A 23,273-nucleotide genomic window follows, 5' to 3' on the forward strand; every position below is an offset into this window, starting at 1 on the left:
CGATCACTCCAGCCGGGGTTCGTCATGTAGGTGCTGGTCGATCAGCGGGTTGTCGCGGCGTCGATAGTGGCTGGTTTTGGCGCGGGCTTGGTGAGGCGGCGCCAGCGGTACCAGGCCAGCCAGTGGGTGATGGTGCGTGGTGGCGGCGGCGAGTTGGGCGGACATGCGGCGGCTGCGCTGCTGCTTCGTGTCGAACCGGACCGCCCTGATCCGAAGTGCCTGATCTATGCGAGCAGAGGCTCCAGGGTGCGGGCGTCCGTCGCCTCGGTATTGCTGAGGACCACGATGCGGCGACCCAGTTCCGGAATGTTGCCGGCGAACGCCTTGTAGCCCGCGTTGTGGCCGCTGTGCTGCCACCACCGCCGGCCTTTGAGCTCACCAACGAAGACGCCGTAGCCGTAGCCGCTCTCATCCGGACCCTTGCCGGTCCGCGCCCGCTCGGTCAACATCAGCGTGCGGTACGGTTCGCTCAGCAGCCGGCCGCCCTGGAGGGCATCGAGCCAGGTCAACACATCCTTGGCCGTCGACCACACGTCTCCGGCCCCCATGCCCACCACGTCCAGTTCCCAGGTCGGCAACGGCTGGCCCTCAGCGTCGTGGCCGAGCGCCAGGTTCGGCCGCGCGCCGGGCGCTCCCACGAACGTCCTGGTCAAACCAAGGTGATCAAAGATGCGGTCTGCCAGAAAGACTCGGTAGGGCGTATCGGCGGCCCGTTCGACGACGTGCGCCACCAGCACGTACGCGGGGCTGCTGTAGCTCCAGCCCTCGCCCGGCGGGTATTGGAGTGGTACGCGATGGAAGATCTTCAGTAGTTCGCCGGGCTCAACCCGCTGAGCTAGGTCGATCATGGGATAGTCGTCCCAGTGACCGAGGCCGGAGGTGTGGGTGAGCAGGTGGTGCACCGTGATGTCTCGCCACTCCTCCGGGCAGCCGTCGATCCAACGGTCCACGGGATCGTCGAGGGCCAACTTGCCGTCCTCGACGAGCAGGAGCGCGGCAGCCGCGGTGAACTGCTTGCTCACCGAGGCCAGCTGATACCGCGTCTCCGTGGTGTCGTCCACGACGAAGTCCTCACCCTGCCGCACCAGGAACTCCGCTCGCATCACGGCGCCAACCCTAGACGCTCTCGCGCCCGTCCGGCCTGGACGCTGGAGTCGTCACCGGTCCCGTGCAACCGAGGTCAGGTGCGCGTTCGCCGCGATGAGCGGTCGCCGTGTGAGGTCGTGATGGGCTCGTATGGTGTTATCGCCTCGTGGGGTGGAACGAGGCGGCGTATGAAATTCTTGGCGGTTCCGACGAGCCAGCGGAAGCACGTGACGAGCTTGCCCTACTTGACGGATGGATCGGAGGAGTACTCCCGGGGTCCGTCCGCGAGTGGTACCTGCTCGGCGCCACGCCGGGAGCCTGACCTTGAGCTTCGGATGCCTTCGACCCGTCAGTCTGGCGGTCGACGCGCCGGAATAGGCGCGCGACAAGTTCGAGCCGCTCGCCCTCCGGCGTGAAGAACGTGCGGATGGGGATGAACTCAGTGGGTGTGTACGACCGGCCCGGCGGGTAGGGCGGCCCGGCGAGCGCGTAGTTCTTCGGGATCGCCGCGAGTCGATGCCGAAGTTGCAACTTCTACCGAAATTTCGTCGCTGTACGCGAGCCGGCCGCTACGGGATACTGGGATCCCGCCGTTGTTCGGAGGCGCTCGTGTTGATCTCTGCCAGGTCGGAGCTGAACGGGTTGAGGCGGGACGAGGTCAGTCTCGGCGTACTACTGGCGCAGGAGTACGACCGACTCAAGGAGGAGCAGAACCACCGGATCGGCACCCGCGACAATCTCATGTACGCGACTCTTGTCTCGATCGCGGGCGTGGTCGTCGGGACGTACCAGGCCGAAAGTGTGGACCTCCTCCTGCTACTGCCTCCGGTCTGCGTGGTGCTGGGTTGGACGTACCTGGTCAATGACGAGAAGGTCTCGGCGATCGGGCGGTACATCCGCGCCGATCTCGGGCCACGCCTGGGAGCCCTGGTCGGTGCCGGCCAACCGATCTTCCAGTGGGAGGGCAGCCACCGCTCCGATCGGCGTCGTCGCAGTCGGAAGATATTCCAACTAGCCACCGACCTGACGACGTTCTGTCTACCCGGAATGATCGCCATCATCATTCGCTGCATTGCCGGCGACCTTTCGATCTTATCCGCGGCCGTAGCGACCGTGGAGATTATCATGGTGCTTTTCCTGGCCCAGCAGATCATGGTTTACGCCGACCTGACCCGCGACAGATCACGGAACACCGCCGATGCCCGATCAGCATCTTGACAAATCGGCGACGGCTGCGGCTCTCATGCGCAATGTCCGCCGCCGGGCTGGACCAGGAGAGAGTGGACCGAGCAGAGTGGCGCCCGCCCGGCCACCTCGACACGGGACGGCAGCGAATTCCGCCGACGGCTGAAGCCGTGCGCTGACAGCGTAAGCCGTCGATTCTTCCTGGTGGCCGTCACTAGGTTGCTGGCATGACTGACCTGCACACCCCTCAGGCTCGCGGCGGAGAACAGCCACACGGCACCCTCGACGACTCGGTCTACAGCCGACTGTTGAAGGAGCGCATCATCTTCCTCGGCAGTGAGGTCACCGACGAGGTGGCCAACCGGATCTGCGCGCAACTGCTGCTGCTCGCGGCCGAGGACCCAGAGCGGGACATCAACCTCTGGATCAACTCGCCGGGTGGCTCGGTCTACGCCGGAATGGCGATATACGACACCATGCAGTTCATCGACAACGACGTCTCGACCGTGGCGATGGGCATGGCCGGGTCGATGGGGCAGTTCCTGCTCTGCGCGGGTACGCCCGGCAAGCGGTACGCGCTGCCGCACGCGCGGATCATCATGCACCAGCCGTCCGGCGGGATGGGCGGTACGGCGGCCGACATCGCGATCCAGGCCGAGCAGATGCTGCACACCAAGCGGATGCTGCTGGAGATGATCGCCCAGCACACCGGGCAGACGTACGACCAGATCGTCCGGGACGCCGACCGGGACCGCTGGTTCACCGCGACCGAGGCCAGGGAGTACGGCTTCATCGACCGGGTGGTCAGCGGCACCGGCCGGGTCTCCGAGTCCGCCGGTACGCCCGGTTGACCCAGGCGGGTCGGCGGGATCCCGGCCAGCCGGGCCGCACCGACCGGGTTCGTATCTCGGTTGTCCGCCCCGGACCGCCCGGTTAGCGTCGCGGCGTGCAGATCCGCGAGTTCACCGATTCCGACTGGCCCCGGGTGTGGCCGATCGTCCGAGAGGTCGTACGGGCCGAGGAGACGTTCACCTACGACCCCCGGATGACCGCGGAGCAGGCGTACCACATCTGGGTCGAGTCGGCGCCCGGGCTGACCGTGGTGGCCGTCGAGGAGGACCGGCTGCTCGGTACGGCGAAGATGGGCCCGAACCGGCCCGGTCCGGGCGGCCACGTCTCGACCGCCAGCTTCATGGTCGACGCCGACGCCCGGGGCCGGGGCGTGGGTACGGCGCTGTGCCGGTACGCCCTGGACTGGGCGAAGCGGCGCGGGTACGCCGGCATGCAGTTCAACGCCGTCGCCGAGTCCAACGAGCGGGCCGTCGCGCTGTACCGGCGGCACGGGTTCGCCGTGGTGGGTACGGTGCCGGGCGCCTTCGCCCATCCGACCCTGGGCCGGGTCGGCCTGCACGTCATGTACCACGAGTTCTCCAGACCCGCCGCGGTGCGGATGGTCAGGCTGTCGGGGCGGTCCGGAGCGGCCTCCGGCTAGTGGGAAGGGTGCGGGTCGGTCCCGCTGTCCGCGCCCTCGGCGTACCGGGCGGGTGGTGTTCCGACGGCGGCCGTGAACTCCCGGATCAGGTGGGCCTGGTCGTAGTAGCCGAGATCGGCGGCGAGACCCGCCCAGTCGACCGGGCCGCCGTCGGTGGCCCGCAGCGCCGCCTCCTGGAGGCGGCAGCGCCGGATGACCCAGCCGGGGCTGACTCCGACCTGGTCGGCAAAGAGGCGCTGCAAAGCGCGGACCCGCAGGCCGAGGCGCTCGGCCAGGTCGGTCACCCGGAGGATGGACCGGTCCTCCCCGGCGAGCCGGACCGCCTCTTCCACGGTCAACACCGCCGGGTCCGGCCGGTCCGGCATGATCGCCGTCAGCGCCCGGTCCAGCAGCGGGCCGGCCGCGTCGAGGTCTACGGCGGCGGTGACGGCGGCGGCCAGACGTGCGGCGTCGAGACCCGGAAGCAGCGAAGCCGGAACCGGCCCCTCGGCAGCCGGGCGGCCCAGGAACGCGGTGAGACCACCGGCGGTGAAGCGGACGCCGACCACCCGCCCCTGCCCGGCGAGGACCCGATCGAACCGGCGGCGGGGCGGCCCGTACAGCCAGGCCCGGCCCTCCTCGACGGTCAGGTGTGCCGAGGGGTGCGGCAGGGTCGACTGCCGGTGGGCGGGCCGGCCGCGCAGGTCCCAGCAGACCGACCAGTACCAGGCGACGTACGGGAGCAGTTCCGGGGCGGGCGCACGCCGCCGCAGCGGCTCGACACCGGCCGGCGCGGTACGCAGCACTCCCCGCCGGTCGTCGAGATCGCGCTCCACCCGACCCAGGGTACGACCGCCCGGGCGCCGGCACGGTCGCCGAGGTCGGCCCGGAGTCGCCGCGGGCCCGGAAGCCGTGACGCGAATATCCAATCCGCTGTCCGGGGCCCGACCTACGATTCCGGCATGATGCGACAGACGGACACCGCCCTCGCCCCCGGCACCGAGTTCACCGCCGAGTTCGAGGTGACCGGATGGGACGAGCAGCCCTACGACGAGCCCGCCGAGGGCGGCACCCTGGCCCGGGTGACCGTGCGGAAGACCTTCCGGGGCGTGATCGAGGGGACCAGCGTCGCCGAGTTGCTGACCGCCGCGAACCGGGGATACGTGGCGTCGGAGCGCTTCACCGGCAGCATCGGCGGGCGGAACGGGACGGTGGTCTTCCAGCACGGCGGGCTGGACGCCGAGACTCCGCGTACCTTCGGACACATCGTGCCGGGGACCGGGACCGGCGAGCTGACCGGCCTGCTCGGGACGATCACCTACCGGCGCGACGAGTCCGGACACAGCGTCCGGCTGGTGCTCGGCTGACAGCGGGTGCCGTCCGCGCCCCACGCCACGACCATCCTGTCCGGCTCGCGCGCGGCGCCCGGCCCGGCGGAGTTGACCGTACGGCGGCACCCCGGGAGAGTGGTTCGATGACGGGCAGAGCCGACGAGGTACGGGACGGGGTCTCCCTGACCAACCTCGACCAGCCCCTGTTCGACGGGGCGGACGCGACCAAGCGGGACCTGGTGGACTACCTCGACGAGGTCCGCGACCCGCTGATCCGCCAGTTGCGGGACCGGCCGCTCTCGGTGATCCGGGTGCTCCGGGGCCAGCCGCCGTTCATGCAGAAGAACGTGCCGCGCTACACCCCGTCGTGGATCTCGACGGTGACGCTGTGGGCGGAGGCGTCCCGCCGCGAGGTGTCGTACGCCCTCTGCAACGACCGGCGCACCCTGCTGTGGTTCGGCAACCAGCGGGCCGTCGAATACCACCCCACCCTGGTCACGGCGCAGCGGCGGGACCGCCCCACCCATCTGGTGCTGGACCTCGATCCACCGGCCCCGGACACCTTTCCGCTGGTCGTGGGCGCCGCCCAGCTGGTCCGGCAGGTACTGGCCGAGGCGGGGTTGTCCGGCGTGGTGAAGACCAGCGGGGCGAAGGGGGTGCACATCTTCGTACCGGTCGACCCGGAAGCGCCGATCGAGGACGTGGCCGCCGCGACCCGGGCACTGGCGGCCCGGGCGGAACGGCTGGATCCCGCGCTGGCGACCACCGCCTTCATTCGGGAGGACCGGGGCGGCCGGGTCTTCGTCGACTCGACCCGGTCCGGCGGCGCGACGGTGGTCTCGGCGTACAGTCCTCGGCTCCGGCCGGGGGTGCCGGTGTCGTTTCCGGTGCCGTGGGAGGAACTGGACCGGGTCACCCCGGCCGACTTCACCCTGCGTACGGTGCCGCGCCTGCTCGATGGGCACGACCCGTGGACCGAGCGGATGCCGGAACCGCAGCGGCTCCCCGCCGACCTGGTCGCCGAGGGGCACACCATCCCGATCGCCCGGGTGCAGGCGATGCACGAGGGCAAGCGCCGGGCCCGCGCCCGCCGCGCCGCCGAGGGCGACTGAGCAGGACCCGCGCCCCCGAGGCCGGCCGAGCAGGGCCCGCGCCGTCGAGGCGGGCCGAGCACGCCCCGCGCCGATCGATCAGGCCGGCGCGTAGTAGGAGACGACGGCGGGCTGGCCGGTGTAGTTGGGGCCGGCACGGTCGTCGGCACCGAGATAGCGGTACGGCAACGAGAGCGCCACCGGCCCGGTCCGACTGATCCGCCGCCGTCTCGGGTCGACGGTGAACCCGGCCGACCGCAGCAGGCTGCTCAGCCGGCGACCGGCGGCCCTCCCGTCGGCCAGCCGCACGCTGCTCAGGTCGAGGTCGGCGACGAACCGGCCGTCGTCGACGAGCCAGCCGGCGATCCGGGTCAGCATGCCGAGCTTGTCGCCGACGTAGTGCAGCCCGTGCACGCAGGTGATCAGGTCGTAGCGGCGCGGCGGCGTCCAGGTGCCGATCGGGGCGCAGACCAGGTGGGGTGCGCCGACGCCGACCGGGCTCCGGTCGTCCCGCCCGGGACCGGGGTCCGGGGCGGCGGCGTCGAAGAAGTCGACCAGGTCGACCCCGGTGATCGCCACCCGGTCGGCCAGGCCGGCCCGGTGCAGCCGCCGCGCGGCCTGGCCGAGTGCCCGGCCGCTGCCACAGCACAGGTCGAGCCAGCCCACCGGCGGGCCGCCCGGCTCGGCCGGGTCACCGGGGTGGACCCGGGCGACGAGCCAGTCCAGCGGGTGGAATCCGAGTTCCCGGGTGTAGCTGTTGACGCCGTCGAGTTGGCGCTCCCGGTTCATCGCCGAGTTCGCCACCACGGCCGACGATGCCAGCGTCTCGTCGTCGAGTAGTCCGCCCATGGCGCGACACTCTGGCAGAGCGTGTCACCGGGCGACATCCGGGGCGGGACGGTGAACCCGGCGATCGACGCGTCGCCGTCCACGCGGCGCGTCGATCGCCGTCCGGGTGGCGGTGCGGCGGGCTCCGGTGCGGTGTCAGGCCGGCTGCCGGCGCCAGGCACCCCGACGACATCGGCCTGACCGGACCGGAGAAGACGGGGCGGCGGGTTGCCGGCGGGGGATCCTCCGCCGGCAACCCGCCTCTCCCTCGCGCGGCCCGTCGCGCTTCGATAACGACCAGGGGTCGACCGGGTACGGAACCGGGTCAGCTCAGTGTGCAGGCCGTCCCGTTGAGACTGACCGACGCCGGCCTACCGGTGTTGCCGGTGTGGCTGGCCTGGAAGCCGATCCCGACCGACGCGTTCGGCGCGATGGTGCCGTTGTAGCTGGCGTTGCGGGCGGTCACCGCACCGCTGGCCGGACTGTAGGACGCGTTCCACCCCGAGGTGATGGTCTGCCCGGCCGGCAGGGTGAAGGAGAGCGTCCAGCCGTTGATGGCCGAGGTGCCCCGGTTGGTGATGCTGATCGCGGCGGTCAGCCCGGCGTTCCAGGCGTTCACCGTGTAGCTGACCGCGCAGCCACCGGCCGGCGGCTCGGTAGGCGGTTGGGTCGGCGGCGGCGTGGTGGTCGGTACGGCCGTCGGGGTCCCGGTGGGCGGAGTGGTGCTGTCCAGCCCGAAGAACCGGATCGCCTCGGCCGCGTTCACCGGCAGGTTGTGCGGTACCCCCTGCATGCTGATCGCCTCGACCGGCGCCATCGGGCCGCTGCCGCCGTAGCGGGTACGGGTGTGGCCGGACTGCGGCGTGTCGGTGAAGGTCGGCGTCTGGCTCAGCCCGTGCACGTTGGTCCACTGCTTGATCTCTTCACCGAAGTTCGGATAGCGCAGCGTCTCGTCGTTGGTGCCGTGCCACAACTGCATCCGGGGCCGGGCGCCGGTGTAGCCGGGGTACGCGGCCCGGACCAGGTCGCCCCACTGCTGGGCGGTGCGGATGACCTGACCGTTGGCGCACTCGCTGTTCCAGGTGGAGCCGCCGGTGGTGGCGAAGCAACTGTGCGGCACACCGGCGAACGCGGCCCCGGCGGTGAAGACGTCCGGATAGTTGCCGAGCAGCACGTTGGTCATCATGGCGCCGGAGGAGACCCCGGTGGCGAAAACCTGTCCGGTGCTGTAGCGCTGTTGGACGTACCGCACCATCGACATGATCGAGACGGGATCGCTGCCGCCGTCGCGACGCAGCGCCTGCGGCGAGTAGACGTCGAAGCACTGGCCGCTGCGGGTCGCCGAGGGGTAGATGACGATGTAGCCGTACCGGTCCGCCAGCGAGGCGAACTGGGTGCCGGAGTAGAACGCGGGGCCGGTACCGGTGCAGTAGTGCACCGCGACCAGGATCGCGGGACGCGTCGCCAACCGGTCCGGAACGTAGAGGTGCATCCGCAGGTTGCTGGGGTTGGTGCCGAAGTTGGTCACCTCGGTCAGCGACGCCGCCGAGGCCGGCGTGGCCACCGTCAGGCTCACCAGGCCGGCGGCCAGCACCACCGCACTGCCCGCGACGGCGAGTGCGCGTACGAGTCGTCCCATCCTGATCCTCTCTCGACCCGGCGAGGCGCGATCACGGACGGCGATCCGGGGCGTCCTGCCAGTTGAAACATCCCAAAGTATCGATGGGAATGTTTCACCGCACAAGACATAGACTGACATGAGTTCATGACGACGGTGTGGGGCCGGCGAACCCGAACCCCGGAGTGGAGCCGCGCGGGTTCAGCCGCGTGCCGGCGGGGCGGTGCTCTCCCGTACGACGAGTTCGGTGGCCAGCTCGACCCGGTGCTGGTCCAGGGACTGACCCGCCGCGAGGTCGATGATCATGCGGGCGGCGGTCACCCCCATCTGCTCCAGCGGCTGGCGGATCGTCGTCATCGGCGGCCCGGACCAGCGGGTGAACGAGAGGTCGTCGAAGCCGACCACACTCAGCTCGTCCGGGATGCGTACCCCGGCCCGGCGGGCCGCCTCGTAGACCCCGAGTGCCTGGAGGTCGTTGGCGGTGAAGATCGCGGTGGGCGGATCGGGCAGCGCCAGCAACTCCCGGCCGTCGGCCAGGCCGCCCTCGACGTACAGGGTGCTGATCCGCACCAGGTCGGGGTCGACCGGTGCGCCCGCCGCGTCCATCGCCGCCCGGTAACCGTCGAGCCGGGCCCGGCAGCACGGCCACTCCGGCGGCCCGCTCAACATGGCGATCCGCCGGTGCCCGAGGTCCAGCAGGTGCCGGGTGGCGGCCAGCCCGCCGTTCCAGTTCGTCGCACCGACCGACGGGGTCTGGTGCAGCGGCTCCCCCGTCGGATCCAGCACGACGAGCGGGATCGACCGGGTGGCGAGCTGTGACTGCTGCGCGACGGTCAGCTCGGAGAAGACCGCGATCACCCCGATCGGCCGCCGGGTCAGCACCTGCTCGGTCCAGGCCCGCCCCGGGGTCAGCCGGCCCTGCATCTCGGTGAGTACGACGGCCAGGTCGTGCTCCCGGGCCACCTTCTCGACCCCCCGGATGATCTCCAGCGCCCAGAGGCTCTCCAGTGCGTGGAAGACCAGCTCCACGATGGCCACCGAGGTCGACCCACCCGGCCGGCGGTAGCCGTGCTCCCGCAGGATCGCCTCGACCCGCTTCCTGGTCTCCAGCGCCACCCCGGTCTGCCCGTTGATGACCCGGGACACCGTCGGCGCGGAGACCCCGGCCAACCGGGCGATCTTGGCAACGGTGAGCACCCTGCCACGCCCGCTCCGGGCCGCCTGCGGATTGGTGCCGGTCATCGCCGCAGCCTACGCGAACATCGACCGGTGGCACCGTCCCGGCATCGGGCCGGTTCGGCCTCGTCGTCCGGCCCGATGGGAGTGACCCGGGCGGCCGCCGGTTCACCCACCGGGCGGCGGGACCAGCCGGTCGAACCAGTCCCGCGCCGCCGCCACCCCACCGCCGTCGCCGAGGGCCACCATCAGCGCGACCCGCGCCTTGCCGGCGGGCAGGCCCCGGGCCCCGATCGCGCCGACCCGGGCGGCCATCCCGACGGGTGGCGGCAACTCCGCCAGGCCGACCGTCCGGGTACGGCACCGGGAGGCGACCACCACCGGGACGTCCCACTCGGTCAACTCGGCGATCGCGGCGAACAGGCCGGCCGGGACGTTGCCCAGCCCGGTCCCCTCCAGTACGACACCCCGGGCGCCCGCGTCCACCACCGCGGTGAGCAGCCCAGAGTCCATTCCCGGGTACGTCTTCAGCAGCGCCACGTCCGACTCCGGCTCACCGTACGCCTCGGCGGGCCGGGGCGGTGCCGGGCCGATCACCTCGACCCGCTCCCCGACGACCCGGCCGAGCGGCGCGAACGGGGTCGAGGAGAACGCCCGGACCGTGGTGGCGTCGACCATGCTCACCCAGCGGGCCGCATGCAGTTCGTCGTCCACGCAGACCACCGCGCCCGCCCCGCGCAGCAGCGGATCGGCCGCGGCGGCGATGGACGACGCCAGGTTGCGCGGGCCGTCGGCGGAGAGCTCGTCGAGCTGCCGCTGCGCGCCGGTGAACACGATCGCGCCACGCTGGGCGGCCGCGCCGGCCAGTAGGTCGGCGAGGTAGGCGGTCTCCTCCAGGGTGTCCGTGCCGTGGCTGACCACCACGCCGTCGAATCCGTCCGCCAGGATGGCGGACCGGGCCCGGCGGGCCAGCCCGAGCATGGTGCCCGGGCTGGTGTCCCAGCTCGGCTCGGCGAGCACGTCCTCGACCACCACGTCGGCGGCGAGCCGGTCCGGCGGAATCGCGTCGAGCAGTTCCGCCCCGGACGCGACGCGCTCCTGTCCCGGGCTGGTCGAGTAGGCGATGGTGTCCTTGGTCGCGAGCAGCAGCACCCGCCTGGTCATCTCCGATCCCTCCGGTCCGGGCCCTCGCTAGGGCAGGTCGGTCAGCAACGGCAACGCGAGCACCAGCAGGAACGTCAGCATCGCGACGACCGCCGGCACGATCCTGCGCATCTCGGCGGCCGATCAGTCGGCGTCGGTCCCGCCGGCCCGCTCCTCCAGCCGTTCGAGCCGGGCGACGATCGGCTGGAGTTCCCGGCGTACCGCGGCGGCCAGCAGCGCGGCGACCTCGGGTGACGGTCCGACGGCGCCGGCCGGGTCCGCCTGCGGCGGGGTCTGGGCCCGCAGGTGGACGTAGCCGGCCAGGGCCGCCACCACGGCCCGGCGGGTCAGCCGCAGCTCGGCGCCGAGCGACCGGAGCAGTTGCCCACCGACGCCGTCGGGCTCGGCGATCAGCCCGAGCAGCAGGTGCTCGCAGCCGACGTAGTTGTGGCCGAGCGCGGTCGCCTCGGTCACGGCCAGTTCCAGGGCGTTCGCCGCCGGCCCGCTGAAGTGCAGCGCGTCGTCGGGGTCACCGCCCGGCTCGGCGACGGGCCGGCCGGTGAGCTCCTGGAGTAGCCGGTCCGGCTCGATCTCCTCGGCCCGCAGCACGTGCAGGGCCAGGTTGGTCCCCTCGGCCAGCATCCCGCCGAGCAGATGCGCGGTGCCGACCGCCGCCGCACCGTCCCCCCGGGACCGGTCGACCGCGAGCAGCACCGCCGCACGGGCCCGGGGGGTGAAGTTCGGCAGCCGGGCGGCCAGGTCGGCGTCGTCGAGATCGCCGAGGGCGGTCTCCCGGATCGCGGTGACCCGGCGTACGGCCTGTTCGAGGGCGCGCTGGCAGACCGCCGAGACGGGAATCCCGGCGACCCGCACCGCCTCGGCCAGCTCGTCGGGGAGATAGACGTTGATCTTCGGCATCGCCGGGCTCCTCTTCGTCGGCACCGTGGGCCGACCCCACTATAACCCCTATGGGGTTATGAGGTGCCCCCGCCGGTACCCCGCAGATCTGCCTCGTCGTCGGCGACCGGCCCACCGAGCTCGCCGGTCCCGTACGGATCCAGGACCTCCAGTACCCGCCGCCCCCAGCGCTCGTGTGCCGCCTGCCGGGTGACCCCCGCCGCCCGGGCGATCAATTCCCAGGTCACTCCCCACCGACGCAGGCCGACGACGCTGGCGAACGGGTCGACGCCCGAGGCCAGGACGATCCGGAAATGCAGCAGTTGGGACGCGACCTCGCGCTGCCGCCCGGCCGGCCCCTCCTGCTCCGCCGCCCACTCCGGACTGCCGGGTGCCGGACGGCCACCGATCAACAGGTCGGCCTGCCGGCTCGCCTCGTTGACGGCGGCGTTGGCGGCCGCAACGGCGGCGGGGGCTACATCGACGGCGAGCGCGGTCTCCACGAATCTGTCCATGCTGTCAAGCTATCCTTGACAGAGTCATATCGTCAAGCCAGCCTTGACGAGGGACAGATCCATCGTGGCGTGCTGGTGCTACCGGCGGGCGTGCCGGAGGGCGCCGACCAGGAAGGCGAGGCCGAGCAGCGCGAGCGCGCAGCCGCCCACCAGCAGCGGGCCCGGGCCGACCGGACGACCGTCGACCCGTACCGCGCCCATGACGTCGAGCGCGGCGACGCCGTTCAGCGCCGCGTACCAGAGGGCGAGGTAGCCGGCCTGGAAGAGCCGGTGCGTCCGGCTCAGTACCCCGGCCGCGAGCGCGAACGACGGGACGAAGAGGGCACCGGCGGTCCAGGCGGCCAGCCCCGGCGTGTCCTGGGCCAGCAGCATCCGAAGCATCGGCACCAGTCCGGTCAGCCCGGCCAGGGCCACCCCGGCGAGCCACTCGGCCAGCATCCGGCGACGGAGCCCCGGATAGGCGCCGAGCAGCCCCGTCAGGCCGTACTCGTGGCTCTGCGTGCCCAGCCGGGCCCAGAGCAGCACCGGCCAGATCCAGGCCAGCGGCAGGACCGCCGACGGTACGGCCGACAGCGGCGCCACCGCACCGGCCACCGCAAGCAGCCCCACCCCGAGCCACCACCAGCGCGATGCGGAACGAGCCAGTACCCGCAGCTCGCCACCGAGCAGCCGGCCGAGGCCGTCGACCGCGCGGAGCCCGGCGGGGCGTACCGGCAGGCTTCCGGACCGGTCGGCGGACCGCAACCAGGAGGGCGCGGCGTCGACGAACCTCGGCCGGGCCGGCGTCGACGGGCCCGCCCCGACCACCGACGGAACCGGCATGCCCGCGACCGGCGGCCACGACCCGACCGGAAGCGGCGCCGGGCCGGCGGGAAACGGCGCCGGGCCGGGCGGAACGGGTTGCCGGCGGCGCCCGGCGCGGGCCGGATCGAACCGGCCGAACCAGAGCGCCGGCAGCACCGCAATCCCGACCGCGAGCAGGGTCAGCAGCAGCCGCTGGCCGACGAACCCGGCGTCCGGGGCGAGCCCGGACCACTCGAACGTCCGAAGTGGAGCATCAAGGTACATCAGGCCCAGGCTGAACTCGCCGTCCGGTCGCAGTCCCGCGTCGCCCAGCCCGGCCCGCACCGACCGGGCCACCTGGGACACCCCGAGCCCACCCAGCGGAGCGTCCGGCCCCTGCCCGACGATCGTCCCGACCATCGCCAGGAAGAACCAGACGATGTTGCCGAACCCGGCCCGCAGCGGCCGGACGGTCTCGAAGAGCACCGCCACCGCGGCGGTCACCGCCAGCACCGGCAGGGCGAGCAGACCGAACGGCAGCAGCAGTGCCAGCGGGTCCACCGCCCGGTCCTCGCCCCGGGCGAGCTGAATCAGCACGGCGGTACCGGCCAGGACGCCGAGCATCGAACCCAACACCAGCAGGTTGCTCAGGAACTTTCCGGTCAGATAGCCCGACCGGGACAGCGGGGTGGCGGCGAGCAACTCCCCGACCCCGGTGCGCTCGTCCCGGACGACGGCGCCACGGATCACGTAGAAGCCGGCGACGGACAACCAGAGCGCTCCGGCGAGCGCGGTCACGGTGCCGACGTAGGCACTGTTGTAGACGCCCCGGTACATCCCGGCGTTGACGACCACCCAGCGGTCATCCAGGTCCGGCAGCGCCAGGTAGCCCAGGCCGACCGCGGCGGCCAGCACCACCGCGTACGCCGGGCGGCGTACCCGTTCCCGCAAGTCGGCGACGGCGATCGCGGTGGGGACGCGAAGCGCGGTCGCGCCGGGAGCGGTCATCGGGACACCGGCCAGGATCCAGGCCCGGTCGGCCAGGTCGACTGGGTCGACTCGGTCGGTTCGGTCGGCTGGTGGATCGCGTCCAGGTAGGCGTCCTCCAGGTCCGGTGGGACCGGGCTGGCGGCCGGGCCGGGCTGCCGCGCCGACAGCAGCCGGACCCGTACCCCGGCCGGGGTGCGGACGAGCCGGCTGACCAGGTATCCGGCCTGGAACCCGGGTACCTCGGCCGGATCGGCCAGCAGCTCCCACACCCGGCCGTCGGCCGCCCGGAGCAACTCCTCCGGGGTACCTCGGCGGCGGATCCGCCCCTGCGCGACCACGGCGATCTCCCCGGCCACCGACTCGACGTCCGAGACGATGTGGGTGGAGAGCACCACCACCCGGTCGGTGGCCAGTTCGCCGAGCAGGTTGCGGAACCGGACCCGCTCCTCCGGGTCCAGCCCGGCGGTCGGCTCGTCCACCACCAGTACCCGGGGATCCGCCAGCAGGGTCTGCGCGATGCCGACCCGGCGCAGCATCCCGCCGGAGAACCCGCCGAGCGGGCGTTTGCCGGCTCCGGTCAGGTTGACCAGTTCCAGCAGTTCGTCGATCCGGGCCCGGGCCGTCCGGGCCGGCAGCCCCTTGGCCGCGGCGAGGCAGCCCAGGAACTCCCGGGCGGTCAGGTGCGGATAGACCCCGAAGTCCTGCGGAAGATAGCCGAGCACCCGGCGCAGCAGGTCCGGCCGGGCCAGCACGTCGGCACCGTCGAAGCGGACCTGCCCGCTGGTCGGCCGGGTGACCGTGGCGGCGATCCGGATCAGCGAGGACTTGCCGGCCCCGTTCGGCCCGAGCAGGCCCAGCACCCCGGCGCCGAGTCGCAGCGTCACGCCGTCGACCGCCCGGTGCCCGCCCCGGTAGACCTTCACGATGTCGCGCAGTTCAAACACGTCCGGCCCCTACTTCCCGGTCCGGACCCGGGCCCGGCCGTTGTCGGCAACGGCTTCCACGACGCGCTCGCTGGCCGGGTCGCTGGTCAGTTCGGAGCCGGCCACCCGGTCCCGGCCCTCGGCTCTGATCCGGTAGGTTTCCGGCCCCGCCGGCAGCGCCACGTCCACCGACCCGCCTTCGGCGGTGGCGCTCACCCGGCGGGGTGCGACCGCGAAGGAGAGCCGTACGTCCCGGCCGGAGGAGCTGGCCGTGACGTCGGTGGAACGCGCCTCGCTGACCTCCACGGCGAGTTCCGCCGTCAGCCGGAGTACCCCGGCCGGCCGTTCGACCCGCAGCCAGCCGTGCCGGACCCGGGCCGTCAGGTCGCCGGTCAGCCCGACGGCCCGGACCGAACCGTCCTGGCTCTCCACCCGGACGCTCGTGCCGGCCGGTACTCCGACGACGTGGCTGCCGCCGCAGTCCGGCACGAATCCGCTGCACGTGACGGCCAGCCGCAGGGTGTCGCCGGTCAGTTCCCAGTCGGCGTTTCCCGGCAGGGTCGCCTTGCCGGTCAGCGACCGGCGCACCTCGACCCCGGGGCCGGTGCCGACCACCAGCCGCAGGTCGGTGCCGCGACCGTCGATGCCGAGGGCCGAGCCGTCGAGCGGAAAGGTCCGCTGGTCGGTCCGGGCCGAGTCGACCGCCCGCAGGTCGGCGCAGCCGGCGACGCCGGCCAGGACGGCGGCACCGAGCAGCGCGGCGAGGCCCGGACTGTGCCGGGCCGGCCGCCGGATGCCGGGTGGTGAGGTCGGATGGGCGTGCACAGGGGGCCTCCGAAGGGTCGGGTTCGGGCGTCGGCGGGTACGCGGCGCCGACCCGTCGAGCAGATCACCGGGGCGGGGTCGCCGACACGGGCAGCAGGCACCGGATCCGAGGTAGGGCTGGGTATACCCGGGGACTATCGCCAGCGGCATCGGCGGACCCGGGCCGGCGCACTAGCGTGGTGACGTGTCCCCGCCGAGCCCTCGTACGCTGCTGGAATCGGTGACCCGGCGCCGGTTTCCGCTGACCGGCTGGCCGTGGCGGGCGCTGGCGTACCTGGTCAGCACCCCGCCGGTGGCGCTCGCCGCCGGGGTGGCGCTCGGGCTGCTCGGCCTGCCCTGGTTCTATCTGCTGGCCCGGGGCACCCGGCTCACCGAACTGCCACTCGGCACGCTGGCGTTGCTGCTGCCGCTCGGGGCGGTGCTGATCGCCGGGCTCGGGCCGCTGGCCGCACTGCCGCTGGCCGAGGTCGAGCGATTCCGGCTGCGCCTGGTCGACCCCCGGCCGGTCCGCTCCGGGCACCGCCCTCCCCCGGCGCCCGACCCGTGGTCCTGGCTGCGGACCCGGTACGCCGAGCCGGCCACCTGGCTGGCGCTGCTGCACGCCGGCCTGCTCGGCACGGTCGGGCTGCTGCTCTCCGCCGCCGCCCTGGCGCTGCTGCTCCTGGTCGTGGTGCTGATCGCCAGCCCGCTGCTGGTGCAGACCGGCGACGGCCCGATCTCGATCGGCTGGGCCAAGGTCGAGACCGTCCCGCAGGCGGTACCGCACGCGCTGCTCGGGCTGGTGCTGCTGGCCGTCTCGCCGTACCCGCTGGCGTTGCTGGCCGCCGGGCAGGGCGCGCTGACCCGGACACTGCTCGGCGCGGGCACGCAGGAGCGGCTGCGTACCGAACTGGTCGAGGTGGCCCGGTCCCGCGCCCGGCTGGTGGATGCCTTCGAGGCCGAGCGGCGCCGGATCGAACGCGACCTGCACGACGGGGCCCAGCAGCGGCTGGTCAGCCTGACCCTGCAACTCGGGCTGGCCCGGCTGGAGATCCCGCCCGGCACCCCGGGGGCGGCGGCGGTGGCCGACGCGCACGAGCAGGCCAAGCTCTTCATGACCGAGCTGCGGGAACTGATCCGCAACATCCACCCCAAGGTGCTCACCGATCGTGGCCTGCCGGCTGCGGTACGCGACCTGGCCGACCAGTCGGCGGTCCCGGTGACCGTCGAGGTGGCGCTGCCGGGTCGGCTGCCGAATCCGGTGGAGGGGACGGCGTACTTCGTCGTCGCCGAGGCGCTGACCAACGTCGCCAAGCACAGCGGGGCGACGGCGGCGACCGTCTCGCTGCGGATGCGGGACGACTCTCCGGCGACGGCCCGGGCGGCCACCAGCCGGCGGTTGACGATCGAGGTCCGGGACGACGGCCGGGGTGGCGCCGATCCGGAACTGGGCAGCGGGCTGACCGGGTTGGCCGACCGGGTGGCGGGAGTCGACGGAAGAATGCTGCTGTCCAGCCCGCCCGGCGGGCCGACCCTGTTACGTGTGGAGTTGCCGTGCGACCCGAACCAGACCTGATCCGGGTGGTCCTCGCCGAGGACGGCGTACTGCTCCGGGAGGGGCTGGCCGGACTGCTCGACCGGTTCGGCTTCGAGGTGGTCGCCGCCGTCGGTGACGCGGAGGCGCTCGGCGCGGCGGTCGAGACGTACGCCCCGGGGCTGGTGCTGACCGACATCCGGATGCCGCCGGACTTCACCGACGAGGGGCTGCGGGCGGCCGTACGGCTGCGCCGCGCCCACCCGGGACTGGCCGTGGTGGCGCTGAGTCAGTACGTCGAGCAGAGCTACGCCGCCGACCTGCTCGACTCCGACGGCGGCCGTGGGGTCGGCTACCTGCTCAAGGACCGGGTGGTCGACGTGGCGGAGTTCGTCGGCGCGCTCCGCCAGGTGGTGGCCGGCGGCACGGTCGTCGACCCCGAGGTGGTACGCCAACTCCTGCGCCGGCGGCGGGACCCGCTGGCCCGGCTCTCCGCCCGGGAGCGGGAGGTGCTGGCGCTGGTCGCCGAGGGGCGTTCCAACGCCGCGATCGCCCGGGTGCTGGTGGTCTCCGAGGCGGCCGTCGGCAAGCACGTCGGCAACATCCTGGCCAAGCTCGACCTGCCGCCGACCGAGGACACCAACCGCCGGGTGCTCGCGGTGCTGGCCTATCTCACCGGCCGGAGCTGACCGCCGGACGCCTGGTCAGCCCTGGCCGGGCGGCTCACACCTGGCCCGGATAGAAGCCGTGCCGGGCGAGCGGGCCGATCAACTGCGACTCCTCGTACGCGAAGTGCGACAGCAGGGTGTCGGTGAGCAGGTCGATCGCCTCGGTGATCGGGCCGTAGTCGGTGGGGTTGCGGGCCAGGTGCACCAGCGCCGCGTCGACCCCCTCCAGCACCTCGTGGATCGCCAGGTGCTCCTCGTGCAACCGGTCGAGTACGGCCGCCAGGTCCGGCTGGCTGCGCCGCAGGTGCGGGAAGATGCCCTGGCTCTCCATGGTGTGGTGGGTCGCCACCGCACGGCACTGCGCCTGGCAGACCCCGCCCAGGGTCCAGTCGTTGGCCCGGATCGTCATCACGTTGAGCTGGTCCCGGGCGTCGCCGATCTGGGAGGTGCCCTCCCTGACCTGCCGGAGGATGTCGCGTACCTGGCGCAGTTCCGCCCGGTAGTGGTCGTGCACGTCGACCAGGTGCCGGCCGGCGTACCGGCCCTGATGGGTGAAGGTGACCTCGGGTGGCGGCTCGGGCGCGGTCGGCCGGGTTGTCTCGTCCAGCACGCTTTTCGGGCTGAGCCGCTCGGTCGGCGGGGCGGTCGGCAGCACACCGGTCCGCCGGGTCAGCCAGTCGTTCTCGGTGGTCATGATCTGCCTTTACGATCTTCCGGGAGTTCCGATTATCCGCCACGCCGATCCGGGTGATCATCCCCAGGGTCCTCGCCGTGATCGACACGACCGCCCGCGAGACGGTCGGCGGCGGACCGGGCCGTGAACGGTCGGCGGCGGATCGGCCGGGAATGGCCGGCGGCGGATCGGCCGGTCGGCGGTAGGTTGGAGGCCGTGGCCGAGGCGTACCTCGGTCGGACCTCCGGCCCGGGCGGAGAACGGGCCGGCCCGGACCCCGGAGGATCACGTGGCGCGCTGGCGGGAGATCGAACAGGACGCACCGGACTTCGCGGCACGGGTCCGGGAACGCTTCTCGGCCGGCACCAACAAGACCATTGCCACGCTTCGCCGGGACGGCTCGCCCCGGATCAGCGCCTCCGAACTCGAGTTCGGCGACGGCGAGGTCACGCTCGGCATGATGGGCGGCTCGATGAAGCTGCTCGACGTGCGGCGGGATCCGCGGATCGCCGTACACAGCCCGACCATCGAGCCGCCCGCGGACGCTCCGGAGAGCTGGCCGGGCGACGCCAAGCTGGCCGGCCGGGTCGTCGCGATCCCGCCACCGGCCGACACCCCGCACGCCGGCGCCGGATTCTTCCGGATCGACATCACCGAACTGGTGCTGACGTACGTCGGCACGCCCGCCGACCATCTCGTGATCGAGTCGTGGCACCCCGGCACCGGCTGGCGGCGACGGACCCGGGACTGAGCCGCCGGGTCCGCGCCGCGCCAGGTCCGGATCGGGTACCGCCGGCCGTGCCCGCTCCGCCGGCCGTGCTCAGTCCGGTTGGCGGGACGCCACCGCCCGGACCGCCTCGACCAGGCTGGCCGTCCGGGGGTCCGGGGTCATCGTGACGCGCAGGCCGTTCGTCACGTACCCGAAGGCGATGCCACTGGCCGGGTCGGCGTAGCCGAGCGAGCCACCGTGACCGGGAAAGCCGAAGGCGGTGGGCGACCACCAGGACTGGTCCGGCAGGGGCAGGCCGAAGCCGAGCGCGGGTCGGGTCGGCACCATCAGCACCCGGTCGACGCCGCTGGCCTGCTCGGCGGTGGCGGCGGCCAGGGTGGCCGCGTCGAGGATCCGGATCCCGTCGACCTCGCCGATCAGACCGGCGTAGAACCGGGCCAGTGACGACGCGGTGCAGATGCCGTTGACGGCGGGTATCTCGGCCGCCCAGGTCGCCGGGTCGGCGAGGTCGAGCGGCGGGTCGGTCACCGACACCGACCGGACCAGCAGCGAGGCCGGATCGGTGTACGTGGCGAGGACCTCGCGCATCTGCTCGGGCACCGTCTCGGGGGCCGGAGCGGTGGCCGGCTGCTCGACCAGCCGGCTGACCCGGTGTGTCTCCGAGGCGGGCAGACCGATCCAGAAGTCCAGGCCGAGCGGCTTGCCGATCTCGTCGGCGAAGTACGTGCCCAGGCTCCGGCCGGAGACCCGGCGCACCACCTCACCGACCAGCCAGCCGTAGGTCAGCGAGTGGTAGCCGTGCGCCGTGCCCGGCTCCCAGGCCGGCGCCTGGGCGGCCAGCGCCTCGACGACCGGTTGCCAGGCCAGCGCCTCCGCCCGGGGGACCGGACGGTCGAGCACGGGCAGCCCTGCCTGGTGGGAGAGCAGCCAGCGGACCGGGATGCCACCCTTGCCGGCCGCCGCGAACTCCGGCCAGTATTCGGCGACCGGGGCGGCGAGGTCGAGCTGTCCCCGTTGGACCAGCAGGTGCGCGCAGGCCGCCGGCACGCTCTTGGTGGTGGAGTAGACCACCTGGAGAGTCTCCGCCCGCCAGGGTCGGCCGGTGGTCGGATCGGCGGTCCCACCCCAGAGCCGGACCACCTCCCGGCCGTGCCGGTAGACGCTGACGGCCGCGCCGATCTCCGACCGGGTCTCGAAGTTCGCCAGGAACGCCTCCCGGACCGGCTCGTAACCCGCTGCCACGGTGCCGCTGACCACGGACATCGCACTCTTCCCTTCAGTGGTCGAGCCCGGACGGCGACCCGCCCGGGCAATTGTGTCAGGGTATCCTGACATCCCCAGTCAGGGAACCCTGACAGACATATGCTTACGGGATGGCGGAGGAAATGGTGCCGGGGCACGCGAACCTGGTCGGGTTCCGGTTGCCGGACGGGACGGTGAGTACCGCCGCCACCGAGCCCGCCGGCACGGTCGGTTACCGGGCCCGCTGCTCCTGCGGCTGGGTCGGCGCCGGCGACTATCCGGCCGCCGACGAGGGACGCTGGATGGCGACCTCCGAGTGGAGCGGACACGTCAGGCCGATCCTGGCCGCCACCCCGCCCGACTGGCTGCTGAACCGCTCCGACACCCTCCGGGACAACGTCGCCGAGTTGGCCACCACCTGGCCGTTGCAGGCGCTGGGCATCCTCGCCGAGGTGGAACGCTGGCAACGGCCGCTGATCGAACGGGCCGTGGCGGCGGCCCGGGAGGGCGGGCTCTCCTGGGCCGAGATCGGCAACGCGCTCGGCATCAGCCGGCAGTCGGCGCACGAACGGTTCCGCAACGTCGCGCCGACCAAGCCGTCCACCTGACGGCCGACTCCCCCGTGGCCACCTGTGGGGGGCTCATGGCCCGTGCCGGAGTCTCAGGTCCGATGTCGGATCGGTGTCAGGTCCGACATCGGACCTGAGATCAGTTCGCCGAGTGTCCCGGCAAGCAGTAGCGGCGCCGCCAGAACGCGCAGTACCAGCCGGCCGAATCTGTTGGAGGACAGGTTCGGCTGGCGCCACCCGTGATCGGTGCCTGACCAGATGAGCGCGCTCCGGCCGGGCACATATCCCCGCGGCACCAACGGCATACCGTCACCCTAACCGGGGTGATCAAAGCCCGGCCATGACGACGGCCGATGGTTTCTACGGGCAAACCTTGCAGCCGGCGAGTGCGGCGGCCGGTGCGGTGGAACGATGCCGTACCCGACCGCCCGAAGCACGGCGGGCGACCGTCCGATCCCGACGGCGACAGGCTCCAATGTGGTCACCGGGGGCTCCTTCGACGTCAGTCCGGGCCTGATCCCGGGCCGACCCTCCGGCCGCCCGCCGGAGGTCAGCCGGCCCGGGCCGCGCGCCACCGCCGGGCCGTTCCCTGCTGCCGGGCCCGCTCGCTCGCCGACCCGCGCGGCTGCCCGGCCGGCGACGGCAACCAGCGCCGGAGCTGAGCCGCACGGCTGGCGGCGGCGAACGCCTCCTCGCGGAGGCTGCGGGCCGCCGCGGCGGCGACCTCGGCGTCCCGCCAGGCGGCCCGTTCCCGTTCCTCCGCCGCCCGGTGCGCGGCGAGCAGGCTGTCCCGGGCCGCCCGCCGGAGCACGATCTCCTGCTCAACCGGATGCCGGCGCGGGTCCCAGCCGTTCCGGTTGGCCAGCGCGTCGCTCAGCTGCAGTACCGTCAGCTCCTGCCGGGTGCAGGCCGCCATCGCGGCACGGTGCAGGAAGCGCTCCCGGTCGGCGTACTCGGCCGGGGTGCGCGGGGTGCGCGGCTCGGGCAGTACGGCGGCGGCCGTGACCCGGCGGGCTGCGGCGTCCGCCGCCTCGTACGCCTGCCAGGCCGCCTCGACCGCCTCCTGCGCCGCCAGCCACTCGTCCCGGCGCCGCTGGGCGGTCACGGCCGACCGCTCGGCGGCGACCGCCACCTCCTCGGCGTACCGGTGCAGCTCCGTCGCCCGGGCCACCAACCGTTGCCGGCGTCCCTCGGCGTCCCGGACCGCCACGTCGTAGCCGGATTCGTCCCGTCGGTCGGTCGTGGCCGCCTGCGGACGCACGACCAGCCAGATGCCAGCGGCGAGCGCGAGCCCGAGCAGGACGAGCCAGAGGGTGGTGGACCGGGTCACCTCGATCAGGAAGTCGAACAGCAAATTTTCCATTACGGCACCTCACGGGGTGGACGATGCGGACGAGGAGTCGACGGGACCGGACCGGAAGCGGTCGGGCGCGACCGGTCCTCAGTCGAGCGGCGGTGCGCGCGGCCCGACCACCCGGGCGTACGCGTTGCCGGCCGGCCACACCCCGGCCGCCGGACCGACCACCGGCCGGTCGGGCTGCCCACCGAGCACGTCGGCCCGGACCAGTACCGTCGACACCACCGAGCCGGTCGCGACGGACCGCTCGTCGGCCGCCACGGCAGCCTTGAGCGTCTCCGAGGGCTGCTCGGCCACCGCGACGGGCGGCTCGTCGGCGGCACCGGACGCCCCGTCGGCCTCGGCACGTTGCCCGCCGTCGGCCTCGGGATGTTGCCCGATCCACACGGCCGGGGCGGTCACCGGTGCCTCGGCCCCGGTGGCCCGGACATCCTCCACAGTCGACTCTGCGGCGGGTCGTGCCCCGCCCGCCGAGTAGGCGGGGTCGGAAAGCCCGGTCCGGGTGCCACCGGCACCCAGTAACAGGCCCATCAACACCAGGGCGGTCACGAACCGCACCGACCGGCACGCAATCCACCACACGGGGCGGACCAGCGCGACGGATAGCACGAACCCCAAACTACCTCGGGTCGCCCGGAACCGCTCGCCGAGCCGGAGCG

24 protein-coding genes are annotated in these 23,273 nt (G+C 72.9%); 9 read left to right on the top strand and 15 right to left on the bottom strand.

What is annotated here, in order from left to right:
- Nucleotides 1-224 precede the first annotated feature (224 nt).
- On the bottom strand, nucleotides 225-1,061 hold the full coding sequence (locus AAH979_RS24295; protein ID WP_346260556.1) for a serine hydrolase domain-containing protein: 837 nt from the start codon (nucleotides 1,059-1,061) through the stop codon (nucleotides 225-227).
- Between the two features lie 634 nt (nucleotides 1,062-1,695).
- Between AAH979_RS24295 and AAH979_RS24300 the strand changes: the two genes are divergently transcribed.
- From AAH979_RS24300 to AAH979_RS24310, 3 genes are all read left to right on the top strand, one after another.
- Nucleotides 1,696-2,304, top strand: a complete 609-nt coding sequence (locus AAH979_RS24300; protein WP_346260431.1) for a hypothetical protein — start codon at nucleotides 1,696-1,698, stop codon at nucleotides 2,302-2,304.
- 194 nt (nucleotides 2,305-2,498) lie between these two features.
- Complete coding sequence (locus tag AAH979_RS24305) at nucleotides 2,499-3,122, top strand: ATP-dependent Clp protease proteolytic subunit (protein WP_346260432.1); 624 nt, start codon at nucleotides 2,499-2,501, stop codon at nucleotides 3,120-3,122.
- Between the two features lie 95 nt (nucleotides 3,123-3,217).
- Complete coding sequence (locus AAH979_RS24310) at nucleotides 3,218-3,763, top strand: GNAT family N-acetyltransferase (RefSeq protein WP_346260433.1); 546 nt, start codon at nucleotides 3,218-3,220, stop codon at nucleotides 3,761-3,763.
- On the opposite strand, the gene AAH979_RS24315 is transcribed toward AAH979_RS24310, so the two are convergent.
- Nucleotides 3,760-4,578 (bottom strand): helix-turn-helix transcriptional regulator, encoded by an 819-nt coding sequence (locus tag AAH979_RS24315; protein ID WP_346260434.1) that lies wholly within the window; start codon nucleotides 4,576-4,578, stop codon nucleotides 3,760-3,762. The genes AAH979_RS24310 and AAH979_RS24315 overlap by 4 nt on opposite strands.
- Nucleotides 4,579-4,704: 126 nt before the next feature.
- Between AAH979_RS24315 and AAH979_RS24320 the strand changes: the two genes are divergently transcribed.
- Together AAH979_RS24320 and AAH979_RS24325 are read left to right on the top strand one after the other, a co-directional pair.
- Nucleotides 4,705-5,109: a DUF3224 domain-containing protein gene (locus AAH979_RS24320; RefSeq protein ID WP_346260435.1), complete on the top strand. Its 405-nt coding sequence runs from the start codon at nucleotides 4,705-4,707 to the stop codon at nucleotides 5,107-5,109.
- A gap of 107 nt (nucleotides 5,110-5,216) precedes the next feature.
- Nucleotides 5,217-6,185 carry an ATP-dependent DNA ligase gene (locus AAH979_RS24325; RefSeq protein ID WP_346260436.1) on the top strand — a complete coding sequence of 323 codons (969 nt, stop codon included), beginning with the start codon at nucleotides 5,217-5,219 and terminating at the stop codon, nucleotides 6,183-6,185.
- Between the two features lie 78 nt (nucleotides 6,186-6,263).
- Here the strand turns inward: AAH979_RS24325 and AAH979_RS24330 are convergent, their stop codons facing one another.
- From AAH979_RS24330 to AAH979_RS24370, 9 genes are all read right to left on the bottom strand, one after another.
- A complete protein-coding gene (locus tag AAH979_RS24330; protein WP_346260437.1) occupies nucleotides 6,264-7,013 on the bottom strand; it encodes a methyltransferase domain-containing protein in 750 nt (249 codons plus the stop codon).
- A 304-nt stretch (nucleotides 7,014-7,317) separates the two neighbouring features.
- Nucleotides 7,318-8,631 (bottom strand): PHB depolymerase family esterase, encoded by a 1,314-nt coding sequence (locus AAH979_RS24335; protein WP_346260438.1) that lies wholly within the window; start codon nucleotides 8,629-8,631, stop codon nucleotides 7,318-7,320.
- Between the two features lie 180 nt (nucleotides 8,632-8,811).
- A complete protein-coding gene (locus tag AAH979_RS24340) occupies nucleotides 8,812-9,852 on the bottom strand; it encodes a LacI family DNA-binding transcriptional regulator (protein ID WP_346260439.1) in 1,041 nt (346 codons plus the stop codon).
- A gap of 102 nt (nucleotides 9,853-9,954) precedes the next feature.
- A complete protein-coding gene (locus AAH979_RS24345; RefSeq protein ID WP_346260440.1) occupies nucleotides 9,955-10,950 on the bottom strand; it encodes an asparaginase in 996 nt (331 codons plus the stop codon).
- A 123-nt stretch (nucleotides 10,951-11,073) separates the two neighbouring features.
- A complete protein-coding gene (locus tag AAH979_RS24350) occupies nucleotides 11,074-11,847 on the bottom strand; it encodes a Clp protease N-terminal domain-containing protein (RefSeq protein WP_346260441.1) in 774 nt (257 codons plus the stop codon).
- 56 nt (nucleotides 11,848-11,903) lie between these two features.
- On the bottom strand, nucleotides 11,904-12,341 hold the full coding sequence (locus AAH979_RS24355; protein WP_346260442.1) for a hypothetical protein: 438 nt from the start codon (nucleotides 12,339-12,341) through the stop codon (nucleotides 11,904-11,906).
- Between the two features lie 78 nt (nucleotides 12,342-12,419).
- Nucleotides 12,420-14,132: a hypothetical protein gene (locus tag AAH979_RS24360; protein WP_346260443.1), complete on the bottom strand. Its 1,713-nt coding sequence runs from the start codon at nucleotides 14,130-14,132 to the stop codon at nucleotides 12,420-12,422.
- A complete protein-coding gene (locus AAH979_RS24365) occupies nucleotides 14,129-15,058 on the bottom strand; it encodes an ABC transporter ATP-binding protein (protein WP_346260444.1) in 930 nt (309 codons plus the stop codon). The genes AAH979_RS24360 and AAH979_RS24365 overlap by 4 nt, the downstream gene beginning before the upstream one ends.
- 9 nt (nucleotides 15,059-15,067) lie before the next feature.
- Nucleotides 15,068-15,862 carry a hypothetical protein gene (locus AAH979_RS24370; RefSeq protein ID WP_346260445.1) on the bottom strand — a complete coding sequence of 265 codons (795 nt, stop codon included), beginning with the start codon at nucleotides 15,860-15,862 and terminating at the stop codon, nucleotides 15,068-15,070.
- A 184-nt stretch (nucleotides 15,863-16,046) separates the two neighbouring features.
- Here AAH979_RS24370 and AAH979_RS24375 point away from each other — a divergent pair, with 184 nt between their 5' ends.
- Together AAH979_RS24375 and AAH979_RS24380 are read left to right on the top strand one after the other, a co-directional pair.
- On the top strand, nucleotides 16,047-17,417 hold the full coding sequence (locus AAH979_RS24375) for a sensor domain-containing protein (protein ID WP_346260446.1): 1,371 nt from the start codon (nucleotides 16,047-16,049) through the stop codon (nucleotides 17,415-17,417).
- On the top strand, nucleotides 17,417-18,064 hold the full coding sequence (locus AAH979_RS24380; RefSeq protein ID WP_346260557.1) for a response regulator transcription factor: 648 nt from the start codon (nucleotides 17,417-17,419) through the stop codon (nucleotides 18,062-18,064). The genes AAH979_RS24375 and AAH979_RS24380 overlap by 1 nt, the downstream gene beginning before the upstream one ends.
- 34 nt (nucleotides 18,065-18,098) lie before the next feature.
- Here AAH979_RS24380 and AAH979_RS24385 read toward each other — a convergent pair whose 3' ends face one another.
- Nucleotides 18,099-18,737, bottom strand: coding sequence for a hemerythrin domain-containing protein (locus AAH979_RS24385; RefSeq protein WP_346260447.1), 639 nt, complete (start codon nucleotides 18,735-18,737; stop codon nucleotides 18,099-18,101).
- Between the two features lie 268 nt (nucleotides 18,738-19,005).
- Between AAH979_RS24385 and AAH979_RS24390 the strand changes: the two genes are divergently transcribed.
- Nucleotides 19,006-19,467, top strand: a complete 462-nt coding sequence (locus AAH979_RS24390) for a pyridoxamine 5-phosphate oxidase (RefSeq protein ID WP_346260448.1) — start codon at nucleotides 19,006-19,008, stop codon at nucleotides 19,465-19,467.
- A 69-nt stretch (nucleotides 19,468-19,536) separates the two neighbouring features.
- Here AAH979_RS24390 and AAH979_RS24395 read toward each other — a convergent pair whose 3' ends face one another.
- Nucleotides 19,537-20,709, bottom strand: coding sequence for a serine hydrolase domain-containing protein (locus AAH979_RS24395; RefSeq protein ID WP_346260449.1), 1,173 nt, complete (start codon nucleotides 20,707-20,709; stop codon nucleotides 19,537-19,539).
- 110 nt (nucleotides 20,710-20,819) lie between these two features.
- Here AAH979_RS24395 and AAH979_RS24400 point away from each other — a divergent pair, with 110 nt between their 5' ends.
- Complete coding sequence (locus AAH979_RS24400) at nucleotides 20,820-21,296, top strand: hypothetical protein (RefSeq protein WP_346260450.1); 477 nt, start codon at nucleotides 20,820-20,822, stop codon at nucleotides 21,294-21,296.
- A gap of 511 nt (nucleotides 21,297-21,807) precedes the next feature.
- On the opposite strand, the gene AAH979_RS24405 is transcribed toward AAH979_RS24400, so the two are convergent.
- Both AAH979_RS24405 and AAH979_RS24410 read right to left on the bottom strand, forming a co-directional pair.
- On the bottom strand, nucleotides 21,808-22,620 hold the full coding sequence (locus AAH979_RS24405) for a hypothetical protein (RefSeq protein ID WP_346260451.1): 813 nt from the start codon (nucleotides 22,618-22,620) through the stop codon (nucleotides 21,808-21,810).
- A 78-nt stretch (nucleotides 22,621-22,698) separates the two neighbouring features.
- Nucleotides 22,699-23,172: a hypothetical protein gene (locus AAH979_RS24410; RefSeq protein ID WP_346260452.1), complete on the bottom strand. Its 474-nt coding sequence runs from the start codon at nucleotides 23,170-23,172 to the stop codon at nucleotides 22,699-22,701.
- Nucleotides 23,173-23,273: the final 101 nt, after the last annotated feature.

This window comes from Plantactinospora sp. ZYX-F-223 (assembly GCF_039649625.1).
GTDB lineage: Bacteria > Actinomycetota > Actinomycetes > Mycobacteriales > Micromonosporaceae > Plantactinospora.

Coding starts and splice junctions, on each gene's coding strand:
- AAH979_RS24405 (WP_346260451.1), bottom strand. CDS start 22,620: ATGGAAAATTTGCTGTTCGACTTCCTGATCGAGGTGACCCGGTCCACC.
- AAH979_RS24320 (WP_346260435.1), top strand. CDS start 4,705: ATGATGCGACAGACGGACACCGCCCTCGCCCCCGGCACCGAGTTCACC.
- AAH979_RS24330 (WP_346260437.1), bottom strand. CDS start 7,013: ATGGGCGGACTACTCGACGACGAGACGCTGGCATCGTCGGCCGTGGTG.
- AAH979_RS24385 (WP_346260447.1), bottom strand. CDS start 18,737: ATGACCACCGAGAACGACTGGCTGACCCGGCGGACCGGTGTGCTGCCG.
- AAH979_RS24350 (WP_346260441.1), bottom strand. CDS start 11,847: ATGCCGAAGATCAACGTCTATCTCCCCGACGAGCTGGCCGAGGCGGTG.
- AAH979_RS24305 (WP_346260432.1), top strand. CDS start 2,499: ATGACTGACCTGCACACCCCTCAGGCTCGCGGCGGAGAACAGCCACAC.
- AAH979_RS24335 (WP_346260438.1), bottom strand. CDS start 8,631: ATGGGACGACTCGTACGCGCACTCGCCGTCGCGGGCAGTGCGGTGGTG.
- AAH979_RS24395 (WP_346260449.1), bottom strand. CDS start 20,709: ATGTCCGTGGTCAGCGGCACCGTGGCAGCGGGTTACGAGCCGGTCCGG.
- AAH979_RS24340 (WP_346260439.1), bottom strand. CDS start 9,852: ATGACCGGCACCAATCCGCAGGCGGCCCGGAGCGGGCGTGGCAGGGTG.
- AAH979_RS24345 (WP_346260440.1), bottom strand. CDS start 10,950: ATGACCAGGCGGGTGCTGCTGCTCGCGACCAAGGACACCATCGCCTAC.
- AAH979_RS24325 (WP_346260436.1), top strand. CDS start 5,217: ATGACGGGCAGAGCCGACGAGGTACGGGACGGGGTCTCCCTGACCAAC.
- AAH979_RS24360 (WP_346260443.1), bottom strand. CDS start 14,132: ATGACCGCTCCCGGCGCGACCGCGCTTCGCGTCCCCACCGCGATCGCC.
- AAH979_RS24400 (WP_346260450.1), top strand. CDS start 20,820: ATGGCGGAGGAAATGGTGCCGGGGCACGCGAACCTGGTCGGGTTCCGG.
- AAH979_RS24355 (WP_346260442.1), bottom strand. CDS start 12,341: ATGGACAGATTCGTGGAGACCGCGCTCGCCGTCGATGTAGCCCCCGCC.